Origin of the sequence: Paenibacillus sp. OAE614 (assembly GCF_040546645.1) — a bacterium.
GTDB classification, from domain to species: domain Bacteria; phylum Bacillota; class Bacilli; order Paenibacillales; family Paenibacillaceae; genus Paenibacillus_AQ; species Paenibacillus_AQ favisporus.
Genome location: NZ_JBEPOD010000001.1, coordinates 1,019,888 through 1,040,449 on the forward strand (window position 1 = coordinate 1,019,888; position 20,562 = coordinate 1,040,449).

At 53.1% G+C, this 20,562-nt stretch carries 21 protein-coding genes; 9 read left to right on the forward strand and 12 right to left on the reverse strand.

The annotated features are described in order from the left end of the window. Window positions 1-13 precede the first annotated feature (13 nt). From ABIE48_RS05170 to ABIE48_RS05195, 6 genes are all read left to right on the forward strand, one after another. Window positions 14-1,177, forward strand: a complete 1,164-nt coding sequence (locus ABIE48_RS05170) for a nucleotidyltransferase domain-containing protein (protein ID WP_145025115.1) — start codon at window positions 14-16, stop codon at window positions 1,175-1,177. Between the two features lie 35 nt (window positions 1,178-1,212). Continuing rightward, window positions 1,213-2,208, forward strand: coding sequence for a dTDP-glucose 4,6-dehydratase (gene rfbB / locus ABIE48_RS05175; protein WP_354518434.1), 996 nt, complete (start codon window positions 1,213-1,215; stop codon window positions 2,206-2,208). A gap of 31 nt (window positions 2,209-2,239) precedes the next feature. Next, on the forward strand, window positions 2,240-3,370 hold the full coding sequence (locus ABIE48_RS05180; RefSeq protein ID WP_186326012.1) for an acyltransferase family protein: 1,131 nt from the start codon (window positions 2,240-2,242) through the stop codon (window positions 3,368-3,370). Between the two features lie 82 nt (window positions 3,371-3,452). Beyond that, window positions 3,453-3,755, forward strand: a complete 303-nt coding sequence (locus ABIE48_RS05185; protein WP_145025109.1) for a lasso peptide biosynthesis PqqD family chaperone — start codon at window positions 3,453-3,455, stop codon at window positions 3,753-3,755. Beyond that, complete coding sequence (locus tag ABIE48_RS05190) at window positions 3,742-4,236, forward strand: lasso peptide biosynthesis B2 protein (protein WP_192715152.1); 495 nt, start codon at window positions 3,742-3,744, stop codon at window positions 4,234-4,236. Before ABIE48_RS05185 ends, ABIE48_RS05190 begins: the two co-directional genes overlap by 14 nt. 13 nt (window positions 4,237-4,249) lie before the next feature. Further along, a complete protein-coding gene (locus ABIE48_RS05195) occupies window positions 4,250-6,058 on the forward strand; it encodes an ABC transporter ATP-binding protein (protein ID WP_192715151.1) in 1,809 nt (602 codons plus the stop codon). A gap of 121 nt (window positions 6,059-6,179) precedes the next feature. Here the strand turns inward: ABIE48_RS05195 and ABIE48_RS05200 are convergent, their stop codons facing one another. Together ABIE48_RS05200 and ABIE48_RS05205 are read right to left on the reverse strand one after the other, a co-directional pair. After that, entirely contained in the window at window positions 6,180-7,007 is an 828-nt protein-coding gene (locus tag ABIE48_RS05200) for an NAD(P)-dependent oxidoreductase (RefSeq protein WP_354518437.1), read from the reverse strand. A 66-nt stretch (window positions 7,008-7,073) separates the two neighbouring features. Next, window positions 7,074-7,463 (reverse strand): MerR family transcriptional regulator, encoded by a 390-nt coding sequence (locus tag ABIE48_RS05205; RefSeq protein ID WP_192715149.1) that lies wholly within the window; start codon window positions 7,461-7,463, stop codon window positions 7,074-7,076. A 394-nt stretch (window positions 7,464-7,857) separates the two neighbouring features. On the opposite strand from ABIE48_RS05205, the gene ABIE48_RS05210 reads away from it, so the two are divergent. Next, window positions 7,858-9,078, forward strand: coding sequence for an acyl-CoA dehydrogenase family protein (locus tag ABIE48_RS05210; protein WP_192715148.1), 1,221 nt, complete (start codon window positions 7,858-7,860; stop codon window positions 9,076-9,078). A gap of 191 nt (window positions 9,079-9,269) precedes the next feature. Here the strand turns inward: ABIE48_RS05210 and ABIE48_RS05215 are convergent, their stop codons facing one another. Beyond that, a complete protein-coding gene (locus ABIE48_RS05215; protein WP_192715147.1) occupies window positions 9,270-10,223 on the reverse strand; it encodes a substrate-binding domain-containing protein in 954 nt (317 codons plus the stop codon). A gap of 223 nt (window positions 10,224-10,446) precedes the next feature. On the opposite strand from ABIE48_RS05215, the gene modA reads away from it, so the two are divergent. Beyond that, window positions 10,447-11,304 carry a molybdate ABC transporter substrate-binding protein gene (gene modA / locus ABIE48_RS05220; protein WP_192715146.1) on the forward strand — a complete coding sequence of 286 codons (858 nt, stop codon included), beginning with the start codon at window positions 10,447-10,449 and terminating at the stop codon, window positions 11,302-11,304. Window positions 11,305-11,307: 3 nt separating this feature from the next. After that, the gene (modB, locus tag ABIE48_RS05225; RefSeq protein WP_192715145.1) at window positions 11,308-12,021 is read left to right on the forward strand and encodes a molybdate ABC transporter permease subunit; all 714 of its coding nucleotides are present in this window, start codon (window positions 11,308-11,310) and stop codon (window positions 12,019-12,021) included. A 33-nt stretch (window positions 12,022-12,054) separates the two neighbouring features. Here modB and ABIE48_RS05230 read toward each other — a convergent pair whose 3' ends face one another. From ABIE48_RS05230 to ABIE48_RS05270, 9 genes are all read right to left on the reverse strand, one after another. Further along, window positions 12,055-12,342: a hypothetical protein gene (locus tag ABIE48_RS05230; RefSeq protein ID WP_192715144.1), complete on the reverse strand. Its 288-nt coding sequence runs from the start codon at window positions 12,340-12,342 to the stop codon at window positions 12,055-12,057. 447 nt (window positions 12,343-12,789) lie between these two features. Further along, window positions 12,790-14,505: an adenine deaminase C-terminal domain-containing protein gene (locus tag ABIE48_RS05235; RefSeq protein ID WP_192715143.1), complete on the reverse strand. Its 1,716-nt coding sequence runs from the start codon at window positions 14,503-14,505 to the stop codon at window positions 12,790-12,792. An 18-nt stretch (window positions 14,506-14,523) separates the two neighbouring features. After that, on the reverse strand, window positions 14,524-15,579 hold the full coding sequence (locus ABIE48_RS05240; protein ID WP_192715142.1) for an ABC transporter ATP-binding protein: 1,056 nt from the start codon (window positions 15,577-15,579) through the stop codon (window positions 14,524-14,526). 16 nt (window positions 15,580-15,595) lie between these two features. Next, a complete protein-coding gene (locus ABIE48_RS05245) occupies window positions 15,596-16,384 on the reverse strand; it encodes an ABC transporter permease (protein ID WP_116232370.1) in 789 nt (262 codons plus the stop codon). A 4-nt stretch (window positions 16,385-16,388) separates the two neighbouring features. Next, window positions 16,389-17,210, reverse strand: coding sequence for an ABC transporter permease (locus ABIE48_RS05250; protein ID WP_076170355.1), 822 nt, complete (start codon window positions 17,208-17,210; stop codon window positions 16,389-16,391). A 15-nt stretch (window positions 17,211-17,225) separates the two neighbouring features. Then, on the reverse strand, window positions 17,226-18,170 hold the full coding sequence (locus ABIE48_RS05255; protein WP_145025091.1) for a nucleoside hydrolase: 945 nt from the start codon (window positions 18,168-18,170) through the stop codon (window positions 17,226-17,228). 132 nt (window positions 18,171-18,302) lie between these two features. After that, on the reverse strand, window positions 18,303-19,346 hold the full coding sequence (locus ABIE48_RS05260) for an ABC transporter substrate-binding protein (RefSeq protein WP_145026341.1): 1,044 nt from the start codon (window positions 19,344-19,346) through the stop codon (window positions 18,303-18,305). A 364-nt stretch (window positions 19,347-19,710) separates the two neighbouring features. Then, window positions 19,711-20,058: a Na-translocating system protein MpsC family protein gene (locus ABIE48_RS05265; protein ID WP_145025089.1), complete on the reverse strand. Its 348-nt coding sequence runs from the start codon at window positions 20,056-20,058 to the stop codon at window positions 19,711-19,713. A gap of 220 nt (window positions 20,059-20,278) precedes the next feature. Further along, a complete protein-coding gene (locus tag ABIE48_RS05270; protein ID WP_145025087.1) occupies window positions 20,279-20,464 on the reverse strand; it encodes a hypothetical protein in 186 nt (61 codons plus the stop codon). Window positions 20,465-20,562 lie beyond the last annotated feature (98 nt).

The window sequence follows — 20,562 nt, forward strand, 5'->3', positions numbered from 1 at the left end:
GGAAGAAATGTGAATGAATAACTCGCTGAATACGAGTAATTTTTCCAGGGAGTTGTCGCTGCTTCTCCGAATTATTGGGTCTGGACCGTGGGGGGAAGAAGATTTAGAAGGGGTAGACTGGAAAGAATTGATCAGCCTTGCTTATCATCACCGGGTCTATCCGTTGTTGTACATGCGTTTAAAGGAACGGGGCCGGGAGAGTGTTCCACGCTCTATAATGGATTCGCTGTATTCCAAATATTCCGCTAATGTGATCAGCATGCTGCGTCTTAGCTCTGAAATGGAGAAAATCAACTCTGCATTGATGGAACATCAGGTTGAAGCAATTTTCCTGAAAGGTCCGGTGCTAGCACAACAGCTATACGGGGACTTGTCGCTTCGGACCTCCAAAGATCTCGATGTATTGGTTTCCCCCAAACACTTGGAAAAAGCGGAAGGGATTTTGTCTGAGTTAGGCTATGTTACAGAGGACGAGAAAACTTTGGGCTCCTGGAAACGGAAAAAGCACCATATTAGTTACGTGCATCCGCTCTATTTTACTCAGGTGGAACTGCACTGGCGGATGAGCGCGGAACTACCCGGGGCCTCTTTCAGAACACTGTGGGATCGGCGAACAACGGTCTCCTTCTCCGGACGGCCTATTCATTACTTAAGCGACGGAGATCTGTTTATGTACTTGGTGTCGCATGGCGCAAGACATGGCTGGTTCCGTCTTCGCTGGTTATGTGATATAGACCGGATGATTCAAAAAAAATCATTCAATGTACAAAAGCTGATGGAACACTACCGTCAGCGGAAGGAGCGGGATCTAGCAGGACAGGCTGCCATTTTAACGAATCGGCTGTTGTCAACGCCATTAGGCGGTGACCTAGAAGAGCTATCCCGTAATATGTACGCAGAGGAACTTGCAAGAGCATCGCTGTTTTTCATCAAGAACCCTGTTGACTTATCCCCTAACGGTGATAAGGATACATTGGCATACTACAAGCGCTATTTACATTCTTTAATGTCGAGAAAAGAAAAACTGTCGTTGATCATGGATTATCTTTACCCCAGCACAAAGGATGTTTCGCTGCTGCCACTGCCTAAATTACTGCATTTCCTCTATTTTCCCCTTCGTCCGTTTCTGTGGTTTTGGCGCTATGTATTCAGTAAAGAGCCCGTGAACAACGGCTGATCCTAAAACCGAAAGAAAAGAGGAGAGGCATGCAAGTGAATCGACGGTTTAAGGACAACCCCGCCATTTTGGTTACAGGCGGTGCGGGGTTCGTAGGGGGAAACTTTCTGAGGCTGATGCTTCCGAAGTATCCTTCATACCGCTTCATTAATCTCGATAAGCTGACTTACTCGGGAAATATACAAAATATCGCCGCCTTGTCAGACTATGACCACTATACCTTTATTCAAGGCGATATTTGCGACCGGGAACTGGTAGATGCCGTCATCAGGGAGCACCAGATTGATGTTATCATCAATTTTGCCGGCGAATCCCACGTGGATCGGAGCATAGTGGATCCGGTGACATTCGTCGCCACGAATATCAATGGAACGCAATCTCTGCTTGATGCCGCAGTCCGCTACGACATTGGGCTGTTTCTGCAGATCTCAACCGACGAAGTCTATGGTTCTTTGGATGACACGGGTTATTTTACGGAAAACTCCCCGATTGCTCCTAACAATCCGTATTCGGCCAGTAAAGCTGGAGCCGATATGCTGATTCATTCATACGGCAACACGTATGGATTACCGTTTAATATCGTCAGGTTCGGCAACACATTCGGCCCTGCACAGCACCCGGAGAAGCTTATTCCTATGGTCATCATGAACGCTTTGCAGGACAGGAAGATTCCGATCCACGGCGAGGGGCTCAGCATCCGCGACTGGGTCTATGTTCGTGATAACAATACGGCAATCGACCGTGTTCTGCACCTGGGACGCAGTGGAGAGGTTTATAACATCGGTTCACATCAGGAAGTGAAAACGATTGACGTCACGCATTTTATTCTGGATATGCTCGGAAAGCCCCGGAGCCTCATTGAGTTCATCCCGGACAGGCCGGGGCAGGATTACCGATATGCCAACAATCCGGCAAAAATTATGAATGAGCTCGGATGGAGGCCCGAATATAGGTTTGCCGAAGGGCTACAGCAAACCATTAACTGGTATATAAAACACAAAGACTTAATACCAGTTGAATTTCACGTTTAAGGGTACTTCTGCAAAGGTAGGAGGAAATTTTGTGGGTAGGTTTGATCAACTGGATTCATTACGTGGGCTGGCTTCATTAGTTGTTTTAATAACTCACTGTGTTCTGGTGTGTACAAGTTTTTCTCCTTTAATTCTCTATACACCTCTTTATGTACTTGTTTCCGGGCCAGAAGCAGTTATTTTTTTCTTTATCCTTAGCGGATTTGTATTGTCTTTGTCTTTTATCGAGGGTAAAAAACAGACGTATCGTTCCTATTTAGTTAGACGAATATTTAGAATATATCTCCCTTTTCTAGTTTCAATCACAATAACATTGCTCCTATGTAACATATTGTTCCGTGGAGGTGTGGGAATTTCTGATTGGGCAAGCGGAAAGTGGGTTGAAAAGGCTGATTTTTATACTTATCTACAGCAAATAAATATTTTAAGTGATCACGAAACAACATCTTTTAATCCAGTTGTCTGGTCTTTAATTCATGAAATGAGGATCTCGATTATTTTCCCTCTACTAATGATTTTAATAAATCGTTTAGATTGGAAAATATCAATCATGATTGCTCTGTGCTGCTCAGCCATTGGAGGAGCTAATCTTGTATTTGAATTTGAAGAATCATTAGGCTACCAAACGAGTTGGTTTTATAGCTTACATTATACATCAATGTTTATTATAGGCGCTCTACTTGCAAAACAAAGGAGTTATTTGCAAAGAAAATTCATGTTACTTAAGCTAAGTCATAAAATATTGCTACTTTTCATTGCTTTTCTTGGTTACACATATTCCAGAGGGGTTTCTATTGAATCCTTACCATTTTCAAAAGCAGTCTCTGACTGGGGAATAGCTATAGGTGTCAGTATTGTGATTATTGCTGCTATTTCAAGCACAAGATTCTCTAATTTGTTAAATTGGAAGCCGATTAGTTTTTTTGGAAAAATATCATATAGTCTCTACTTATTCCATGCCACTGTTTTGTTCACTTTTGTATCCTTATTAGATAAATATCTCAGCACCTGGAGCCTTGTCCTAATGTCGCTGATTCCACTAATATTAATATCTTTTCTTTCATGGAAATGGCTTGAGGTTCCTTCAATTAAAATCGGCAAACTTATTGGAAAGAGGAGGGTAATGAAAGAGGCTTCTCTCATAGAGAATAACCTAACCTAACCTAACCTAACCTATAGCACCCCCTTTTTTTCTAACAAATAAGAGGAATATCGAACATTAAATTTATTAGGAGGTTTTTTCTATGAACACAGAGCTCATTGCAGCCAACATCATCTCCCAATCCCCCGGCTATCTCGTCAGCGACATGGATGGGGAGAAAGTCATGCTGAGTATCGAGACTGGAAAGTATTACAACCTGGGGCAGATCGGCGGGCGGATCTGGGAGTTGATTGCTGCGCCGACCAGCCTGACAGATCTGGTGGGTCAATTGGTCGAAGAGTATGATATCGGGCCGGAAGTGTGCGAGCAGCAGGTGCATCCGTTTCTGAACAAGCTTGCGGCGGAGGGTCTGATCCAGGTGAGAAGCGGGCATGAGCTGGATTAGGCAGCTGCGCGCTTTTGTCCGTTTTCCATGGGCCCAGAAGACGATGTATGCCGAAGCCTACGTGCTCCTGGCATGGGGAAGAGTGCTGAAGGCACTTCCGTTCGCCAAAGTCGCCCCTTCCCTGGGGAGCTATATGAAGGAGACGCCGGAGGAGGAGCTTAGCCGACAGGAACTGCTGACCATCCGCCAAGTCTCCAAAGCCGTTCACGGGATGAGCCGGTACACGTGGTGGGAGAGCCAATGCCTGGTCAAGGCGATCGCCGCCATGAAAATGCTGGAGCACCGCGGCCTGTCGAGCACGCTGTATTTGGGAAGCGGCAGGGACGAGCAGGGGCGGCTGGCGGCTCACGCCTGGCTGCGCTGCGGGTCGTACATCGTGACGGGAAGGGAAGGGCACGAGAAGTATACGGTTGTGGGCATTTTCGGAAACGGAGCGGCAGCGGACCGAGAGGCCGGGCTCATGACGCGGCAATCCGGATAAGGAGCTACGTACAATGAAGGATTTATTCTACTATATTCGCAAAATCCAGCGGGTCGCCGGAGGCAAACTGTACCTGAACATGTCCATGACCCTTCTCATCAGCCTGTTGGACGGCATCGGCATGTATTTGATCGTTCCGCTGCTGGGCATGATCGGCCTGCTGCAAATGGATTCGGGGAGCCTGCCGTTTTTGGCCCCGTTTACCGGACTGATCCATTCCTGGTCCCTGCAGCTCAGCCTGCCGCTGGTCCTGGCGGTCTATGTCCTCATCCTGGGTGGACAAGCGCTGCTGCAGCGGAGCCAGACCCTCCTGAACGCAAGGATTATTCAATCCTTTATCCGGACGCTGCGGACCGAGACGTATGAAGGGCTGCTGCGGGCCAAGTGGGAGTTCTACCTGCGCAAACGCCGGTCGGATTTCAACCACGTGATGTCCAATGAGCTGGGGCGGGTCAATTACGGCACGACTTTATTTTTACAGATGGTGACGTCGCTGATCTTTACCGTGCTTCAAATTGCCCTGGCCTTGTGGCTGTCGCCGGCATTGACAGTGATGGTGCTGGTCAGCGGGGGAGTGCTTGCTCTGTTTGCGCGGCGGTTTGTACGAAGGTCCAAGCGGATCGGGGAGGAGACCACCGAGCTGTCCAAGCATTATTTTGCAGGCATCAGCGACCATTTCGGCGGCATTAAGGATATCAAAAGCAACCGGCTGGAGGCGTCCCACATCCATTGGTTCCGTAAGCTGACCGACCAAATGGAGCATAACTTCCTCGAGTTCGGCCGGGTGAACTCCATGTCGCAGGTTATTTACCGCCTGTCCTCCGTCGTGCTGATCGCGGCATTTATGTACGTGGCGATCGCGGTACTGCATACTCCGCCGGAGCAGCTGATTACGGTTGTGCTCATTTTTACCCGACTGTGGCCAAGATTTATCGGCATTCAGTCGAATTTGGAGCAGCTCAGCTCGAATCTGCCGGCGTTTCATGACATGCGGAAGCTGCAGCAGGAGTACGAAGCGGAGCAGGAGCTGATCAGCCCGGAAGCGGCGGGGGCTTCGAAGCTTGCCTTGGTAGACGGAATCAGCTGCACCGATGTCAGCTACCGGTACAACCCCAAGGAGCCGCAATACGCGCTGCGCGATATCCATGTCCATATTCCGGCTAACCGCATGACCGCTATCGTCGGCAAATCCGGCGCTGGAAAAAGCACCCTGGTCGACCTGCTGATGGGGCTGATCCATCCGGAAGAGGGCGAGGTGCGGGCGGACGGCGTTTCGCTCCAGCGCGAACGCCAGCTGCTAGCGCTGCGCGGCTCGATCGGATACGTAGCTCAGGATCCGTTCCTGTTCAACGAGAGCATCCGCTACAATTTGCAGCTGGTGGACCCCAATGCGCAGGATGACGATCTATGGCAGGCGCTGGAGTTCTCGGCCTCGGCCGAGTTCGTCCGCAAGCTGCCGCAGGGATTGGACACGGTCATCGGGGACCGGGGCGTTCGCTTGTCGGGCGGAGAGCGCCAGCGGCTGGTGCTGGCCCGGGCGATTTTGAAGCGGCCGAGCATTCTTGTTCTGGATGAAGCGACCAGCGCGCTCGACAGCGAAAATGAGCTTCTGATCCAGCAGGCGCTGGAACGCCTCAAAGGAAGCATGACCATGATTGTGATTGCTCACCGGCTGTCCACCATCCGGAACGCGGACCATGTGATCGTGATGGAGCAGGGCGAGGTGATTCAGCAGGGCGGTTATTTGCAGCTGTCGCAGGAGAGCAAAGGTTCCTTCAGCAAACTGCTGAGCTACCAGAGCGGAGCTCAAATGCAGGTATGATTCGGATGAAAAGCAGCCCCCGGGAGGCGTTCGCGCTTCTGTGGGGGCTGCTGTTTTATTTCATGTAAAATTGCGTTCGTATGTTTGCTCTTTTTCTCATAAGCGTAAATCAGGCCCGGTATTATCCTTGTTTATGCTCGCTGCTTAACAGGTCATACAACAGATTCGATAAAGGTGCGGGGGCCCCGGCCCGCTGTGATGCTTGTTTAAAAATGCCCACGTCCTTTAACGGAATGTGGCTTTGAGTAAAGAGATGATCCATGTTCTCGGCAGCCATCTGGCCGTAACGCTTATAAATCGGGGCGTTAAACAGCGTTTGGGTCAACATATCCATCACGGGCTTGGGATCGCCACCGCTCTTTTCGACCATCGAGAGAGCTTCCCGAATGGTGTACACGGCGGAAGTAATCATGAAATTTCCAACCAGTTTCACCTGATTCGCTGCCCCGGCATTTTCACCAAAATCGAAAATATTCAGCCCTCCCATAGCCTCCAACACCGGGCGGACGCGGTCTTTAGCCTGTTGAGGCCCAGCCATGGGAATGGAGAGCTGACGTGCTGCTGCAGCCTCCGGAACTCCAAAGATGGGGGCTTCGACCAGGGTGCTGCCATGCTCTGCGTGAACAGCTGCCAGCTTTTTGGATGTATCCGGCGATATCGTGCTCATCGAGATATGAATCCCCCCTTTGCCAAGCTTCTCTAAAAAGCTATCGCTCATGACGATGCTCTCCACGGACGCATCATCCCACAAAATGGTGACGACGATTCCGCCAGCGGTTACGGCCTCATCGGGTCTGGATGCCAGCCGGGCGCCTTGGGCAATCAAAGGTTCGGCTTTGCTGGCCGTCCTGTTATGCACCACCAAAGGATACCCTGCATCGAGGAGATTGTTAGCCAGCGGCAGACCTAGGCTGCCAAGTCCGATAAATCCGATCGTCTCGTTCATCATGTTTATCCTCCTGGAAATGTGAATGTTATAAACATTACGTTAACGTCACGTTTGCGGCAAAAAAAATTAATGCTGCTCTGCGTCCTTGAGCCATTGCTCAAAGCGGGCGATATGGGTCAGCAAATCGGTCCGGAATTGTTGTAACCCCTCGATCTTCTGATCCGTCTCTGCGAGGTGCTGCTTCAAGATGCCGAGCACTTTCTGTTTAGGTTGTACACCACTGGGGTCCATGAAATAGAGATCAATCACTTCCCTTATTTCCTCCAAGCTGAGCCCAAGCTTCTTTAATTGGTCGATTTTGCGCAGCCGGGCAACGGTCTCATCTGTATAGTAATGCTGCCCATTGCCTTCACGCTCGCCTGGAGGGATCAGCCCCATTTTTTCGTAATATCGAACCGTTCGCTGAGTAACCCCTGCTCGTTCCGATAAATCCCCTATGCGCATGCGATCCTTCATATCTTGCCCTCCAAACATGACGTTAACGTCGTGTTTATAAAATATCATCTTAATCCGGTTTTGTAAAGTGCGTACGCATATTGTGCCAGCTGCATCCCGTGCGGTATTGAGCAAAATGATCGCAAAACAAACGCAAAATAGGTCACAGGTTGCCTTTAACGGCGCATGAGACACCAAAGCTTATTCGTTCAGCCTTTATAAAAAGAAACAGGTTCTGCTTTGGACAACACAGCCCCCGCATTATACAATGAAGAAAACATCTTTCGAAATCACCTGACAGAAGACAGACCGCGTTTGGCGGGTTCGTATTCTTGGGAAGTCAGAATACAGGCGTCCATTTTGATGTTTACTGATTTCGTTAGGAGAAAAGATACAGGCGAGGGGAGAGTGCAGGATGAATTCCATGCAAACGGATCCGTTTATACGAAATAATCGGGAGGCTGAGATCGCGTCCAGGTCCGAGCGGCTTGCGGCAGTATTTGCGGAAAGGGCTGCGGAACATGACCGGGAAGGATCGTTCCCGTTTGAAAATTTTGCCGACCTGAAGGAGTCGGGTTATTTAAAGCTGACGGTGCCGGCGGAGTTTGGCGGTGAGGAAGCGTCGCTGTACGAAATGATCCTTGCCCAGGAACGGCTGGGAAAAGGGGACGGCTCAACGACGCTGGCGGTCGGGTGGCATGTGAGCCAGGTGCTGCAGATGCGCATCGGCCAGTCGTGGCCGCGCGAGCTGTATGCCGACTTCTGCAGGCAAATCGTCCGTGATGGGGCGATGATCAACCAGTTTGCCAGCGAACCGTCGACCGGCAGTCCGAGCCGGGGCGGCCGTCCGGGAACGAAAGCGGAGCGTACGGAAGGGGGCTGGCTGCTGACCGGCCGCAAAACGTTCAGCTCGCTCATCCCGGTGCTGGATCAGTTTACGGTCACTGCATTTGTGGAGGAAGAAGACAAGACCGGAACGTTTTTGGTGCGGAAGGGTCCGGGCGTCAGCATTGACGAAACGTGGAATACGATGGGCATGCGGGCGACCGGCAGCCACGACCTGGTGATGGAAGAGGTGTTCGTGCCGGACGGGGAAAGGATCGATAGTGAGGATCCTTTAGGAGGACAGCCGGCAGGTAAGATGTCCGATCACGGAGGGGCGCTGCTGCATATCCCGGCATGTTATATCGGTATCGCCTGGGCTGCCCGGGATTTTGCGGTGCGTTACGCCGCCAATTACCGGCCAAACAGCCTGCCGGGGCCCATTGCCGACCTGCCGCATATTCAGCAGAAGATCGGGGAGATGGAGTCCGAGCTGATCACCGCCCGCACGCTCATGTACAGTGCGGCGGACCGCTGGGACCGCCATCCGGAGCTGCGGCCGGGCATGAGGCCCGATCTCGGGCTCGTGAAGACGACGGCGACCCATGCGGCCCTGCGCATCGTCGATCTGGCGATGCGGATTGTGGGCGGGGCCAGCCTGTCGCGCCAGCTTCCGCTGGAGCGGATGTACCGCGACGTGCGGGCGGGTCTGCACAACCCGCCGATGGACGATACGGTCACATCGATGCTCGCCCGCCGGGCGATCGCGGACGTATCCGCAGCCGGAGAAGGAAGCACCGGAATCAACCGGTAGGATCGGCCCGTAGGCTCGTGCTCGTAGAATCGCAGGACTTCGAAACAGCATAAAAGGCAGTCGGAATGATTCCGGCTGCCTTTTTCTTTTTTTTGCGAGATTGAACTTCTACCCTCTAATGAACGGCAATGGGTGCCCTCCTCGATTTGAGGGGGCACCGGGTGATATGGAGCCGTTTTCGCAATATACGTCTATGTCTCAAGCAAGATCTCCCCGGTACGGGACAGATCATACCCTGCGATGCTCTGCAGCTCGCGGCGGAACTCCTCTGAACGTAAAATGCCCATCAGCGACTCGATCCAAGGCATATTTTCCGCCGATTTGAGCACGACCAGGTCGTAGCGTTCCTCGATCAGCGGGATAAAATCCACGCCGCCTACGATCGCTGCCGCTTTTTCGATGCCAACCCCGACATCAGCCTCCCCGGCGGCGACGGTGCCGGCGACTGCAATATGGTTGGTCTGCTCCTCGCCGTAGCCCAGCAGCTGATCCCGCCGGATTCCGTGCAGCCGCAGCTGTTCATCCAGCAGAACGCGGGCACCCGACCCTTTTTCGCGGTTGACGAGCCGCAGCCCCGTGCGGGACAGATCGGCCCAGCCTTTCAGCCCAAGGGGATTCCCCTTTTGGACATAGAGTCCCGCCTTTCGCGATAGCAGGTTGACGACCAGATACGGAAAGCCGACCAAAATCCGCCTAATGTACGGCAAATTGTATTCGCCGGTATCGCCGTCGAGCAGGTGGGTGCTCACGATGTCGGACTCTCCGCGGTACATCGCAATCAGGCTGTCCAGACTCCCGACATATGCGCGGAGGGGACGGATGCCGGGCGTATGCTTTTCCATATGCTTAACGAGAATGTCAAGGCTGATATCCTGCCCGGTAATGACTACCGAACGGGTTCCGCCGGCTCCGACAGCTGCGGGTTGAAAGGAAACCGGCTCCGGCGGAGCCGGGCGGTGTTCGGCCGCCTGCAGTCCTTTAGCCCTTTGCTTGTAGGCTTCCAAATCTGCGGCATCGACGCGCATTTGCTTGCCCACCCGATACGAAGGCAGCTCGCCTTTTTTGATCAGGTCGTAAACGGTGAGCTTGGATATTTTCAGGAGCTTGGCAATCTCCTCGGTCGTATACGAAATGTCGCTGGACATGAGCTTCCTCCTTGTACGTTTTATGTTTCGCTGAACGTTTCGTTATATGTTATCTTTCCATGTAATGGCTTAGGTCTGAACCTTGTGAACATAGTGTCTTCTATTGTATCACACCCGGATGTGAAAATTGTGCAATCCGTATTTACAACCTCGTGGCCCACTGGATATAATCAATTATATCTAATTATAACTAAATATAACGATTAAGGATTGGAGATTACGGATGATCAAAAGGGGTATGAAACTAGGTGTTTGGCTGATCCTCGCCGCCTTTGTTCTGATGCTGGCAGGCTGCGGATCGAATTCCGGTTCGGCTGCAGACCCGAAATCGGCCGACTCAGGCGCCGCTGCGGACACTTCTAATGGAGAGGCTGCGCAGCAAGTAGAACTGACCATCTCTGCTGCGGCCAGCATGACGGATGCGCTGCAGGAGATTCAAAAAGCGTACGAGGTGGAGCATACGAACGTCAAACTGAACTTTAACTTAGGCGCTTCGGGGGCGCTGCAGCAGCAGATCGAGCAGGGCGCACCGGCGGATCTGTTCCTGTCGGCTGCCGTGAAGAACATGAAGGCGCTGGAGGACAAGCAGCTCATCGATTCTTCGCATGAGAAAGACCTTCTCACCAATGAGCTTGTGGCTGTGGTGAACGCCAAAGAACCGGCCCAAGTCTCGGGCATGGAGGACCTGAAAGGAACCGGCTTGAAAAAAATCGCTATCGGCATTCCGGAAAGCGTTCCGGCAGGGAACTACGCCAAGGAAGCACTGACGAACGCCAAACTGTGGGACACGCTCCAGTCGAAGCTGGTGCAGGCCAAGGATGTGCGGCAGGTGCTGCAGTACGTGGAAACCGGCAATGCAGATGCGGGTTTTGTGTATAAAACGGATGCATTGACTTCGGATCAGGTCAAAGTGGCGTTTACTGTCGACCCGTCTGCCTATACGCCGATCGTTTACCCGGTCGGAATCGTTAAGGCGACGAAGCACAGCCAGGAGGCGGTGGATTTGTACGAGTACCTCCAGACGGATTCGGCCTTGGACATTTTTAAAAAATACGGATTTTCCGTGCCGCAGCAGGGTTAACAGATGATGGACTGGCAGGCGTTTTGGGATCCGGTCAGACTGTCCTTACAGGTTGCCTTGCTTTCGAGTCTGATCGTAATCATCCTGGGTACGGGAGCTGCCTGGTGGACGGCAAGGCATCATTTCCCGGGAAAAATCGTCTTGGAGACGCTGTTCATGCTGCCGCTGGTCCTGCCGCCGACTGTGGTGGGATTTCTGCTGCTGATGCTGCTTGGCCGCCGCAGTTGGGTGGGGCAGCTGATCGAATGGCTTTGGGATGCGCCGATTATATTTTCCTGGTGGGCCGCTGTTGTGGCGACCATCGTCGTGGCATTCCCGCTCGTCTATCAGACGATGAAGAACGGCTTTGCCGCCGTTGACCCGGATCTGGAAAAGGCGGCCCGCTCCGACGGGGCAGGTGAGTGGCGGGTGTTCCGTTCCATTACGCTGCCGCTCACTTACTCCTCGCTGCTGACCGCGCTTGTGCTCGGGTTTGCCAGGGCGCTCGGCGAGTTCGGCGCCACGCTTATGGTTGCCGGGAACATTCCCGGCAAGACGCAGACGGTGCCGACGGCCATTTACGTGGCGGTCGACGCCGGCAACATGCCGATGGCCTGGGCGTGGACGCTGGCGATCGTCGCGATGTCTTTTGTCATGCTACTGCTGACCGGAAGGAAAGCACCGGGAGCAGAGCGGCCGCGAGCGGGCACAGAGGTATCGAGGGAAAGCCGGGGATAACGGGAGAGTATTGGCATTGGGGCCGTTTGTTGATCATGCATCGATAAGAATATACAGCCCCAGGCAAAACAGTATAGCTGATATCAAATAGAGGACTGTTTTTCTCAGCCACCATGGAAAATGCTTATAGATCAACCCTGCAATAAAGCTGCAGATTATTGTTGCGATATTTCCTGATATCGTATCGGCAAGTGGCCATACATTCATCACATCCGTAACGCTGCCCTTAGATTTTCCACGTTTAATGGCAAGGCCAGATCTAATCGCCATAAACGATACAATCCATATAGGGACAACGAGTATAAGCTTCCACCACTTCATGTGCAATTCCCTTCTATGTAGCAGTATATATAAACGGGAGGATTACGCCGAGAGTAATGTTATGTACGGTATCTCGCCTAAAGTCCGTAGGTTATTGTATAGTATAAGGTCGCTATATGCCTATAGAAATAATCTGGAACAAGTCGGAGAATCAAGCATTCAGATGCATGGTTGCCAGCAACTATAGATGAACGAATTAGCTGGCCTAAACAAATAGCTGCAAAAGTGCACATCGCTTTGGGATTTGATTTTGGCCCATAAAGCGGCTTTAGGGCGAAGATAGGTATACTTGTGCTTGATGGATTTTGTCATACAAAAAAAGGGCTGTCCCCACGCCAGAATGGCGGGGACAGCCCTTTGTGATATCTACGGCAGGGCCATTTCTAAAAGGTCACACCTTACGGCAATGCCAAACCTAACCGGTAAATGTTATACCTGGCCAGTAACTTACACCTGCTCAATAATGAGCGGCACGACTTTGCCGGCGTTGACGTCGATCAGCCCGTGATCGGTGATTTTGAGGTACGGGCTTACCGGTAGCGAATGCGTCGCGATCGACATGATCGGGTTGTAGTGCTTGTACCCGAGCTCTTCCATCGCCTCGCGCACCTGCTGAACCGATTCGGCGGCCAGATCGAGCGGATCCTCGGTCAGGATGCCGCCGACCGGCAGGTGCATGTTGGCTTTAATCTCGCCGTCCAGGGTGACACAGAAGCCGCCCTGCTGGCGGATAACGGTGTTTGCGGCGAGGACCATGTCCTCTACGTTGTGGCCGATCACCAGCAGGTTGTGGTTGTCGTGGGAGTAGGTCGTCGCCACGGCGCCGCGCTGGATCGTATCGCCCGCGATTAAGCCGAACGCTTTTTGGCGTCCTTTGCCGTACCGTTCAAACGTGGCGATCATGCCGCAGCCGCTGTTCTCCCACAGCAGCCGGCCATTCGCGGCCGGCACGTCCACCTGGCTCTCCTTGGTGAAGGTCGAGCCGTCCTGGATCGTCATCACCCGGCACCGGTAGATGCCGTCCTCCACGCCGGCCGCCGCTTCAAAATCGGCGGCGCTCAGCTCGTCCAGCTGGACGCTGTGGTAGAAGTGCTCCGGGAACCGGTAGCCGCTCGACTGCGGCTCAAAGGCCTTGGCGGCGGAGTACACTTCCGCGCCGTTTTTGTACACCGATTCCAGCTTTAGCTCGGACAAATCCGAGATCAGCTGGAAGTCGGCGATTTTGCCCGGGGCGATGGAGCCCCGATCGTACATCCGCATGCGGCGGGACGGGGAGAAGGTCGCGGCGTAGATCGCCCGCTCCGGAGACATCCCCATGCCGATGGCCTTGCGGACGATCTGGTTCAGATGGCCACGGGCGCGGAACGAGTCCGCCATGACGTCGTCGGTCACGAAGCAGAAATGCTCGGAAACGTCGTGGCGGATCAGGTAGTCCATCACTTCCGGGGTCATCGACTTCTCCTGGATTTCAATGAACATGCCGGCCGCAATCCGCTCCTCCAGACCCTGCAGCGTCTGATGCGTATGGTCCGAGTTGACGCCGGCGTAAATGACGCGCTGCAGGTCCAGATCCAGCAGCTTCGGCACGTGGCCTTCGATGACGAGCTCAGGATAATGCGAGCGGATATGCTCCAGGATGCGGTTCGTTTTGCAGTCCGGGTCGGTAATGATGTCTACGTAGTTCATGATCTCGCCGAGGCAGATGACATCCCCCGTGGATAGGAGGGCATCCATGTCCTCGATTTCGATCGATCCGCCCGTCGTTTCCATCGAAGTGGACGGGACCGAGCTTGGAATGGCGTAGAACATGTCCACCGGACAGTTCCGGCTCGCCTTGATCATCTCGAGAACGCCATCGAGGCCGAACACGTTGGCCATCTCGTGCGGCTCGGGTACGATCGTGGTGACGCCGTTTCGCAGGAGACCCGCCGAGAAGGATTCAGGTGTCACCATCGTGCTTTCGATGTGCAAATGGATGTCGATGAAGCCGGGGACCATATAGAGTCCCTCCGCGTTAATGACCTGCTTGGCTTGGAACGTATCTTCGCCCCTCAGGCCGATATAGAAAAACTTGCCGTCCTTGACGGCGACGTTGTTGGTAGACCACTGCTTAAAGTAACTGTTGTACACCTTGGCTTGAAGAAATAGCAAATCTGCATGCATATGTTGTTCCCCCTATGGTTATTCGACAAGAACGAGCTTATCCGATGGAAACAACAGACGGATTTCCTGCCCGTTCGCATAGGGCTGCTGCATTTCCTGGTTGACCGTAAATTCCCCCAGCGGCGTATCGACGACGTATTGGTAGCTGCGTCCAAGATAAGTGCTGACTTTGACCTTGCCGGTCAGTACGTTGTCGCCGGGATTGATCTCCTGCAGCGTACCGGCAATGAGGTCGTCGGGACGGATGGCGCCCTTCATGGTGACAGGCATGCCATCGGCCTTGGCGGCATGGAAGTGGTAGTCTCCCTTGCGCAGGGTGAAGAAGGAGCCTTCGCCGTCCCGCTCGTCAAAATGGATGAAGTTGTTGAAGCCGATGAAGCGGGCGACGAATTCGGATTTCGGATATTGGAAAATGACCGACGGCTGATCCAGCTGCTCGATGATTCCTTTGTTCATGACGGCTACCCGGTCCGAAATGGAGAAGCACTCCTCCTGATCGTGGGATACGTACACGGTCGTGATGCCGAGCTCCTGCTGGATGCGGCGGATTTCCACGCGCATGTTTACCCTGAGGTTGGCGTCCAGATTGGAGAGCGGCTCATCGAACAGGAGCAGATCCGGCTCAATGACGAGGGCCCGTGCGATGGCGACGCGCTGCTTCTGGCCGCCGGAGAGCGCCTGCGGAAATCTTTTTTCAAATCCGCCGAGGTTGACGATCTCCAGCATGTTCATGACCCGCTTCTTGATCTCGTCTTCCTTGACTTTGCGCTGGCGCAATCCGAAGGCGACGTTGTCAAACACGGACAGGTGCGGGAACAAAGCGTAGCTCTGGAACACGAAGCCGAAATTCCGTTTGTTGATCGGCACGCGCGTATAGTCCTTGCCGCTGAATTTAAAGGCTCCGTCCGTCGCTTCGAGGAAGCCGGCGATGAGCCGAAGGGTGGTCGTTTTGCCGCATCCGCTGGGACCCAGCAGGGAGATCAGGTGGCCTTTCTCAATGGAAAGGTTGAAGTCTTTCAGAATATACTGCTGGTCATAGGCGACCGATACGTTTTCAAGTTGTAGTAGTGCCATCGTCTCACGCCTTTCGTTATTGTTTGGTGAAATAGGTTAGTCCGAGCAGCCTTTCGATGACGAACATGAACACGGCCGTGATCAGCATGAGCAGGACCGAGATGGCTGCGATGGTCGGGTCAAAATAGTTTTCGACGTAGGTCAGCATTTGGATCGGCAGCGTGCTGACGCCCGGACCGGTCATAAACAGCGAAATATCCACGTTGTTGAACGATTCGAGGAACGCGAGCAGCACCGAAGCGATGATGCCGGACTTAATGTTCGGCAGGACGACTTTGAAAAAGGTCGCAAGCCGGCTGGATCCAAGGCTGAGCGCCGCTTCCTCGACCGCGAAATCGAAGTTGGCGAGGCTGGAGCCGATGACCCGGATAATAAACGGCAGCATAATGATCGTATGGCCGATCAGGAGCGACGTATAAATCGGGAAGTGGAATGTGATAACGACATACTTGAGCAGCGTAAAGCCCAGCACGATCCCCGGAATGAGCAGGGGGGACAGGAACACCGCATTCAGCGTGTCTTTGCCCCGGAACGTCACCCGGTTCAAGGCGTAAGCGGCCGGAACGCCGAGCAGAATCGCAATCACGTTGCCGAGCAGTGAGACGATGATCGACGTTTTGAAGGTCGACATGAACATCTCCACGTCAAAAATATTCTGGTACCATTTCAGCGAAAAACCGGTCGGCGGAAATTTCAGCACCGTTCCCGGCTCGAAGGACGTCACCGCGATGATCAGGAGCGGCCCGAGCAGGAACAAGTAAACGATAAAGGAAAAGAGGGCGAGCCCTGGATTTTTGGTCTTCATAGTTCTACCCCTTCGGATTGAATTTGGCCGCTGCTTTATTCATCAGCCCGATGACGATGAACGTAATGATCATCATGATGGTGGCAATGGCCGAAGCCGCCTGCCAGTCATTCAGCGTAATGGCGTTCTGGTACAGGAAGGTCGCGACGACGCGCTTTTTCCCGCCCAGCAGGGCAGGCGTGGTGTAAGCGGTCAGGCTGCCCACGAACACGAGAATGCTGCCGACGATCAATCCCGGTATACTGAGCGGGATGACGATTTTGCGGAAAGCCGTCAGCTTGGACGCCCCCAGGCTCTGCGCCGCCCGGACCAAATCGTGGTCGATGGACTCCAGCACTCCGACCAGCGTAATGAGAATCAGGGGGAGGAACAGATGGACCAGACCGATAATCATCGCCGTCGGTGTATAGAGAATGCTGAGCGGATCGTGAATGATGCCCAGCTTGATCAGCACATTGTTGACCAGACCGTTTTTCCCGAGAATGATCATCCAGCTGAAGGAGCGGACGACCGAGCTCGTGAGCAGCGGGAAAATCGCCAGCGCCAGCAAAATGCCCTTTTTGCGCGGAGGCATCATGGACAAATAGTAGGCGACCGGGAATCCGATCAGGATGCACAGCAGGGTGGTCGCGACGCTGACGAGCAGCGTCGTTCCCAAAATATCAAGGAAATACGAGTCCTTGAAAAATTGCAAGTAGATGCCGAACGTGAAGCTCCCATCCTTGAACAGCGTCGAGCCGACCGTGAGGATCAGCGGAACGATCATGAACAAGGTCAGAAACAGCAGCCCGGGTGCGAGCAGCAGGTACAAGTATCGCTTTTTCATGAATGTAATCTCCTGTTATTGGTAGGATCCACCGCGCAGCACGGCGATAAAGCGGTTCAAAAAGGCGTCTGAATCGGCATCAAGGCATACGTCCAGGTTCGGCTGGCGCTGCAAACGGTTTTGGAAATCGCACACCGTCTGCCCGTCGCACAGCTCGCTCCGGGTCTCCACATCGACGTATAGACGCTCCGTCCGAACCAGCTCGGGCCAAATGGCGGCGCCGACCGCCAAAGGGTCGTGCATGGCGCAGGCCCGGACCCCGTTGCGCTCATAGTAGCGCTCCATGTAATCCGATGTGCTCTGGCGCACGTAACCCGCGATCTCCGAGGAGCCGAGCGCGTCGATATGCGCGCTGGTCAGCAGCGCTTTGCGCGTCACGTCGAGTCCGACCAGCGTCAGGGACGGGAATCCGGCCTGAAAGACCAGACGCGCCGCTTCCGGATCGACATGGATGTTGTATTCCGCTGTCGGTGTAATGTTGCCGTGCGTGCGGACCGCGCCGCCCATGACGACCAGCTCCTTGATATCGTGGACCAGGCCCGGATGCTTGGCGAGGGCCAGAGCCACATTCGTCAGCGGTCCGGTAGCGATGAGCGTGATTTCGCCGGGATAGCGCTTGGCCTGCTCTACGATGAAATCGGGCCCGAACGTATTCGGGTCGGTCCGGTCGGCAGGCTGCATGTCCAAGAGGGCGCCGCCCAATCCGTCCTCGCCGTGCACGCGGTGCTCAAACAGACGGTCCCGCAGGAGCGGCCGGGATGCCCCGGGATAGACCGAGATGGACGCCGGCGCCTTGATGAAGTCCAATATTTTGCAAGTGTTCCGGGTTGCAGTCGTAAGTGACACGTTGCCGTTGACTGTCGAGATCCCGAGCACGTCCAGCTCGCCGCTGCGGACAGCCAGCATAATTCCGAGCGCGTCGTCAATGCCGGTGTCGACATCCAGGATGGCTTTCTTCACATGGATTCCCCTTTCAAAATGAAGGATGTGCCGCCTTGTATCCAGGCAGCGGTGAATAAAAAGCAGGGGCGGGCAGCCCCTGCTGAATCATAACCCCGTAAGGCTGCTTATATTTACAAAAAAGGCTTGGCGTTACTTCGTCACTTCACGGTTGAAACGGTCCGTCCAGCTCTTCAGGTTTTTGTTGACGAACGCCATATCCAGCTTTTGCAGCTTCTCAACGACGCTGGAGCCGTACGTTACGGCAGCGGCTTCCTCTGCGCTGAGGCTGACATTGCGGTTGGCAGGAGAGTCGACCTTGGCTTTAGCCGCTTTTTCCTGAACTCCCTGGCTGAGCTGCCAGTTGATGAAGTCTTCGGCAAGTTCTTTGTTTTTGCTTCCTTTGACGACGTTCAGCGTATTGACGATGGCGTACGCACCTTCCGACGGCGTTACGAATTCGACGTTCGGGTCGGCCTTCTTCAGGTCGCCGAGATACATTTGCATGATCGGTCCTGCAGCGGCTTCGCCCTGCGTGAACATGTTGATGAACTCGGAAGTCTGGCTGTAGTATTTCACGACGCTCGGATTGAGCTCGGCCAGTTTGCCAAATGCCTTGTCTTCATTGAATTCCGTGCTTCCAGCTACCTTGGAAGCGGCGTCGACCATCATCGGACCGCTGGTGGACGTAATGCTCGGCATCGTCACTTTGCCTTTCAGCTCCGGCTTCCACAAGTCAGCCCAGGAGGATATCGTCGTTCCGGCTGCCTTCTGGTCATAAGCGATACCCAATTGGCCAATCGTGTAGGCCGGACCATAATCTTCGCCGTTTGGCGCTTTGGCGATATCATAGAGCGAGTCAAGATTGCTCAGCCGGCTGCGGTCGATCTTTTCGAAGGCTCCCGCTTCAATGCCCTGCTGTGCGTAGTAATCCGACAGATAGACGACATCGACGTCGGAGCTGCCCTGCAAAATTTTGCTCAGGCGGTCGGCGTTGTTGCCGGTCTCCAGGACGATTTTCACATTGTGCTCTTTTTCGAATGGGGCATACACTTCTTTATTGTAGAAATCCTCGGCAAATCCCCAGGTCGAAACGACCAGCTTTTTCTGGCCGCCGGACGATCCGCCGGAGCTGCTGTCTTCGCTGCCTCCGTTTCCGCATCCCGCAAGTACCAGCGCTGCCAGCGTACAAGTCATGAGTCCCTTAATCCATGGTTTCTTCACAATCGATTCACTCCTGTAATGGTTTATTTTTTATTTGTTTTTCTGCTGCAGGCCGTATGCCGGGCTTCCGCCGCCGGGAAATTTTTTTCTCTGCTGTATATGATTGTTCTTCCCTGCCGGACGGTTGTTGTATCCCCCTTTTGAATAGACATTTTGGCATGTCACAAGAAAAATCAAACAAATTCTATAACTAAATCTATAAACTAAAAAAGAAAAGCACTCTAGATAGAAGAAAATCTCTAACTAGAGCGCTTTTCAATGTAAACAAAGAATAGCGGCATCCGTTCTTGTTACGGTTCGGCCAGTCCTTAAGATAAATCAAAAGAAAAGGGCCGTGTCATTCAGGTTGTGACAATATGATGTTCGTGACTGCCCACTGCGTGGCGGGATCATAATCCCGAAGGAGAACCTCGATGTTCAGTCCCAGTTCCTCTTCCAGCCGAGATTTCAGCTTCTTCTTGTAAATCATCGACATGTAAAAATCGACCTCGTATTTCAAAGCCGGAACCTCGCCCTCGAGCACAGTGGAGCGGGGAGACCGACGGTGTCTCGCATACAAGGTAATCGCATCGGACTGAATGCTTGTCTTCAATAAAGAAGTACCAAAGCCGAACAGCTCCTTGGAAACTTCATTATATACCTGACTCAGCTTCTGCTTGAATTCGTTGGAATCTAAATGAACCATTGGTCACCTACAAACGGTTGATTATTTTGGTGATGAGGAGTTCAGATAGGTCTATATTACATAAAAAACGAGTTTTTTGCAAGACTATCGTTCGGGTTTTGTCGATTTTTGATGATAAATTAATGTCATAAATGATTTGAATTGAATCCATTCACGAACTTTCCAACCCATGTCAGGTTTGATTGGCTGTTCCGAAACGAAAAATACAGTTAAAAAAGCATCAATTATAATACGGCCAGCCGCTGGAATCCCAATACAGATCGCTGATTAGCAGCTTGGGAGCGCCATTCTCGGCTGCGCTGTAAGCGTGGCGTGCGATGATGCTGATGCCTTCGATGTCCTGTCCGCCAGGACCGGCCCAGGCGCTGTTTCCGCTGTCGATGACCGACGCGCCGCCGTTTTTCATGTCGGTTTCGTTTTTGTCAACGTAAGGCCCGAGAATGCTCTTCGAGCGATGAAATCGGGCTACGTGCCGTGCTTACTCAGCAAATTTTGAATCGATGG

Excerpts from the sequence above, each read along its gene's own strand:
- ABIE48_RS05210 (WP_192715148.1), top strand. The coding sequence starts at position 7,858 with ATGAATTCCATGCAAACGGATCCGTTTATACGAAATAATCGGGAGGCT.
- ABIE48_RS05190 (WP_192715152.1), top strand. The coding sequence starts at position 3,742 with ATGAGCTGGATTAGGCAGCTGCGCGCTTTTGTCCGTTTTCCATGGGCC.
- ABIE48_RS05240 (WP_192715142.1), bottom strand. The coding sequence starts at position 15,579 with ATGGCACTACTACAACTTGAAAACGTATCGGTCGCCTATGACCAGCAG.
- ABIE48_RS05205 (WP_192715149.1), bottom strand. The coding sequence starts at position 7,463 with ATGAAGGATCGCATGCGCATAGGGGATTTATCGGAACGAGCAGGGGTT.
- ABIE48_RS05170 (WP_145025115.1), top strand. The coding sequence starts at position 14 with ATGAATAACTCGCTGAATACGAGTAATTTTTCCAGGGAGTTGTCGCTG.
- ABIE48_RS05270 (WP_145025087.1), bottom strand. The coding sequence starts at position 20,464 with ATGAAAAACGGCGGCGCGTCGGTCATCGACAGCGGAAACAGCGCCTGG.
- ABIE48_RS05250 (WP_076170355.1), bottom strand. The coding sequence starts at position 17,210 with ATGAAAAAGCGATACTTGTACCTGCTGCTCGCACCCGGGCTGCTGTTT.
- ABIE48_RS05215 (WP_192715147.1), bottom strand. The coding sequence starts at position 10,223 with ATGTCCAGCGACATTTCGTATACGACCGAGGAGATTGCCAAGCTCCTG.
- ABIE48_RS05230 (WP_192715144.1), bottom strand. The coding sequence starts at position 12,342 with ATGAAGTGGTGGAAGCTTATACTCGTTGTCCCTATATGGATTGTATCG.
- ABIE48_RS05235 (WP_192715143.1), bottom strand. The coding sequence starts at position 14,505 with ATGCATGCAGATTTGCTATTTCTTCAAGCCAAGGTGTACAACAGTTAC.
- ABIE48_RS05195 (WP_192715151.1), top strand. The coding sequence starts at position 4,250 with ATGAAGGATTTATTCTACTATATTCGCAAAATCCAGCGGGTCGCCGGA.
- modB (WP_192715145.1), top strand. The coding sequence starts at position 11,308 with ATGATGGACTGGCAGGCGTTTTGGGATCCGGTCAGACTGTCCTTACAG.
- modA (WP_192715146.1), top strand. The coding sequence starts at position 10,447 with ATGATCAAAAGGGGTATGAAACTAGGTGTTTGGCTGATCCTCGCCGCC.
- ABIE48_RS05265 (WP_145025089.1), bottom strand. The coding sequence starts at position 20,058 with ATGGTTCATTTAGATTCCAACGAATTCAAGCAGAAGCTGAGTCAGGTA.
- ABIE48_RS05185 (WP_145025109.1), top strand. The coding sequence starts at position 3,453 with ATGAACACAGAGCTCATTGCAGCCAACATCATCTCCCAATCCCCCGGC.
- ABIE48_RS05200 (WP_354518437.1), bottom strand. The coding sequence starts at position 7,007 with ATGATGAACGAGACGATCGGATTTATCGGACTTGGCAGCCTAGGTCTG.
- ABIE48_RS05245 (WP_116232370.1), bottom strand. The coding sequence starts at position 16,384 with ATGAAGACCAAAAATCCAGGGCTCGCCCTCTTTTCCTTTATCGTTTAC.
- ABIE48_RS05260 (WP_145026341.1), bottom strand. The coding sequence starts at position 19,346 with ATGACTTGTACGCTGGCAGCGCTGGTACTTGCGGGATGCGGAAACGGA.